This window comes from Mesorhizobium sp. M4A.F.Ca.ET.050.02.1.1 (assembly GCF_003997725.1).
Classification (GTDB): Bacteria; Pseudomonadota; Alphaproteobacteria; order Rhizobiales; family Rhizobiaceae; genus Mesorhizobium.
Genome location: NZ_RZSG01000651.1, coordinates 1 through 3,443 on the forward strand (window position 1 = coordinate 1; position 3,443 = coordinate 3,443).

4 protein-coding genes are annotated in these 3,443 nt (G+C 63.3%); 3 read left to right on the plus strand and 1 reads right to left on the minus strand.

The window, feature by feature from the left end; all coding sequences use genetic code 11:
- Nucleotides 1-1,719, minus strand: a 1,719-nt coding sequence (locus EOA33_RS28710; protein WP_281033571.1) for a hydantoinase/oxoprolinase family protein, incomplete at its 3' end; no start/stop codon positions are given.
- Nucleotides 1,720-1,908: 189 nt separating this feature from the next.
- Here EOA33_RS28710 and EOA33_RS40915 point away from each other — a divergent pair.
- The 3 genes from EOA33_RS40915 to EOA33_RS28725 all read left to right on the plus strand — a co-directional run.
- Nucleotides 1,909-2,112 carry a hypothetical protein gene (locus tag EOA33_RS40915; protein ID WP_126053886.1) on the plus strand — a complete coding sequence of 68 codons (204 nt, stop codon included), beginning with the start codon at nucleotides 1,909-1,911 and terminating at the stop codon, nucleotides 2,110-2,112.
- A 157-nt stretch (nucleotides 2,113-2,269) separates the two neighbouring features.
- Entirely contained in the window at nucleotides 2,270-2,989 is a 720-nt protein-coding gene (locus EOA33_RS28720) for a DnaJ family molecular chaperone (protein WP_126053887.1), read from the plus strand.
- The coding region (locus tag EOA33_RS28725) for an N-acetylmuramoyl-L-alanine amidase (protein ID WP_145989330.1) at nucleotides 2,986-3,443 on the plus strand (458 nt) is incomplete at its 3' end. The genes EOA33_RS28720 and EOA33_RS28725, both read left to right, overlap by 4 nt.

The following is a 3,443-nucleotide window of genomic DNA, read 5'->3' on the forward strand; positions in this document are numbered from 1 at the left end:
GAATTGCGCCTTGTGGGCGACTTCGAAATCGCGCCTCGCCTGGAATATTGAGCCGCTGGCGAAATTCACCGGCAGCGCCGTGTCGGTGCCGTCATAGCGGATCTGCAGGACGGGCCTGGAAGCGACCGCGCTCTCGGCGATGCCTTGTGCCGCGAATTCAGCGATGACGGCTTTCCTCAACGTTGCGATAAGCTCGTCGATCGCCGTCCTGGACTCTTCGGCGAGCGGCTTGAGCAGCGCCTGCTGGCGCGAGGCGAACACCGACGACAGGCCGATGCCATAAGCCGATAGCAGGCCAGAGAAGGGATGGATCAGCACCGCTTCCATGCCGAGCGCATCGGCGACCAGGCAGGCGTGCTGGCCGCCAGCGCCGCCAAAGCAGTTCAAGAGATATTCAGTGACGTCATAGCCGCGCTGCACCGAGATCTTCTTGATGGCGTAGGCCATGTTCTCGACGGCGATGGTGACGAAGCCTTCGGCGACCGCCTCGGGCGAGCGGCCATCGCCGATCTCGGCGGCCAGCGCGGTGAATTTTTCGCGCACGGTGTCGACGTCGAGCGCCTGGTCCTGGCCGGGACCGAAGATCGCCGGGAAGTAATCGGGCTGCAGCTTGCCGAGCATGACGTTGGCGTCGGTCACGGCGAGCGGGCCGCCGCGCCGATAGGCGGCCGGGCCGGGATTGGCGCCGGCGGAATCCGGCCCGGCGCGGAAGCGGCCCGCCTCATAGTGCAGGATCGAGCCTCCGCCGGCGGCAACGGTATGGATGCGCATCATCGGCGCGCGGATGCGCACGCCGGCAACCTCGGTGTCGAAGGCGCGCTCATACTCGCCGTCATAGTGGGCGACATCGGTCGAGGTGCCGCCCATGTCGAAGCCGATGACTTTTTCGAAACCGGCGAGCTTCGCCGTCTCGACCATGCCGACGACGCCTCCGGCCGGGCCGGACAACAGCGCGTCCTTGCCCTGGAACATATCGGCGGCGGTGAGACCACCTGACGACATCATGAACATCAGGCGGGGGCCGGCACCCAGTTCGCCCGCCACCCTTTGCACATAGCGCGACAGGATCGGCGACAGGTAGGCGTCGACCACGGTGGTGTCGCCGCGGCCGACCAGCTTGATGAGCGGCGAGACCTCGTGGCTGACAGAAACCTGGGCGAAGCCGAGCTTGCGGCAGACTTTGGCGACAGCCTTCTCGTGGTCGGGATATTTCCAGGCATGCATGAAGACGATAGCGACCGCATCGATGCCGTCGGCTTTGGCCTGTTCGATTGCCGGGTGGCAGGCGGCGACGTCGAGCAAACGTTCGACCCAGCCGTCGGCGCGCACGCGTTCATCGATCTCGACGACGCGCTCATAGAGCTGTTCGGGCAGGATGATCTCCTTGGCGAAGATATCCGGGCGCGCCTGATAGGCGATGCGAAGCGCGTCGCGAAAACCCTTGGTGGTAAGCAGGAGCACACGGTCGCCCTTGCGCTCGAGCAGCGCATTGGTGGCGACAGTGGTGCCCATCTTGATGTCGCCGATCAGCCCCGGCGGAATGGCGGAACTGGATTTCAATCCAAGCAGGTCGCGAATGCCCTGAATGGCAGCGTCCGCATAGGCTTCCGGATTTTCTGACAGCAGCTTGCGGGCATGCAGTCCGCCTTGCGGGTCGCGGCCGATGACGTCGGTGAAGGTGCCACCGCGGTCGATCCAGAAATCCCATTTTTCGGTCATCGCGGCTCCTGGAATTTTCCCTGCGTAATCTGGTGCTTGGCTTACCCTGTTAGTGCGCCATTCGGCGGCCGGCAATCGCCCAGATGATGTTACATGCGGAAATGCAACGTTACGAAACTCCACGCCGGCTGATGCATTTCTCCTTCGACCGCTCACCAGAATGTGAGCGTCGATTGAAGGAGAGATATCATGAAGAAGCTCATTCTGGCGTCCCTTTCGGCGCTCGCCCTGCTCGGAGTTGCGGCTTGCAGCGACAGCGGGACGGACAACACCACAACCCAGAGCACCAATCCGCCGGCCGCCGAAGAGCCTATGAAGCCGGCTACTCCGGCTCCTGACGCTACGAAACCAGCCGAACCGGCTCCGGCAGCACCTGCTGCGCCCGCGCAGTAGTTCACAAGGCGAAGAAGGCCGGTCCCCTACCGGCCTTCTTTCTTTTCAGCTACCGGCGCCAGAGGCTTGCGCCAGCAACATCATATGACCCGGACCCAATGGGCCTGCGGCACTGTCTGCGCTTGATAGCGGTGGGCAGTTCGCACTAAGAAGCCTCATGTCGATTTGGGACCGCCTCGGCGACTTCATCGTTCGTGTTACGTCTTCAGCGTCATCGGGCGTCGCCGATGTCGTCGAAGCCGTGCGAACGGTTTTCTCCGGCGATGCCGATCTGCGCCGCCGCGTCGCCTTTTCGGTAGCGATGATCGCGCTCTCGGCCAAGATGGCCAAGGCCGACGGCATCGTCACCCAGGATGAGGTGCGCGCCTTCCAGGAAATATTCGATGTGCCGCCGAAAGAGACGCGCAATGTGGCGCGGCTCTACGACCTAGCCAAGCGCGATGTGGCAGGCTTCGAGATCTATGCCCAGCGCATGGCGCAATTGTGCGGCTCCGGCCATGCGAACTGCATGATGCTGGAAGACATACTCGACGGCTTGTTCCACATCGCCAAGGCCGACGGGCTGATTCATGAGCACGAAGGCCGGTTCCTGCACCGTATTGCCGAGATCTTCCGCATCGACGAGGCACATTATCAGAGCATCCTGGCCAGGCACGTCAATCTCGGCGCCGGCGATCCCTATGTCGTGCTCGGCATCGAGCGCGGAAAACCGTTCGAGGAGGTCAGGAAGCGCTACCGCAAACTGGTCTCGGACAATCATCCCGATCGGCTGATCGCGCGCGGCCTGCCGCAGGAATTCATCAAGATTGCCACCACCAGGCTCGCGGCGATCAATGCCGCCTATGAGATGATCGAACGGGGCCTCAGGCACGCATGAGCGGTTTCCTGCCCGACCAGCCAGGCGCCGAGGTCAGGGTATCGCCGAATTTCGGCCCGCGGCGCGAGACGTTGAAACCCGACATGATCGTGCTGCACTATACGGGCATGGCGACCGGACCCGGCGCCGAAGCGTGGCTGTGCGATCCGGCGAGCGATGTGTCCGCTCACTATCTGATCCACGAAGACGGCCGCATCGTGCAAATGGTTCGCGAAAGCGACCGCGCCTGGCATGCCGGCAAGAGCTCGTGGTTCGGGCGAACGGACATCAACTCCTGCTCTGTCGGCATCGAGATCGTCAATCCCGGCCATTCGCTCGGTTATCCCGATTTCCCCAGGCGGCAGATCGATGCGGTGATCGGCCTGTGCAAAGGCATCGTGCAACGCCATTCCATTGCGGCGCAGCGCGTGCTCGCCCATTCCGGAATGGGCGAGCACGCGCTGCGCCGCAATGG

Bases quoted from the DNA above. Each gene is read 5' to 3' on its own strand.
- EOA33_RS28720 (WP_126053887.1), top strand. From the start codon at position 2,270: ATGTCGATTTGGGACCGCCTCGGCGACTTCATCGTTCGTGTTACGTCT.
- EOA33_RS40915 (WP_126053886.1), top strand. From the start codon at position 1,909: ATGAAGAAGCTCATTCTGGCGTCCCTTTCGGCGCTCGCCCTGCTCGGA.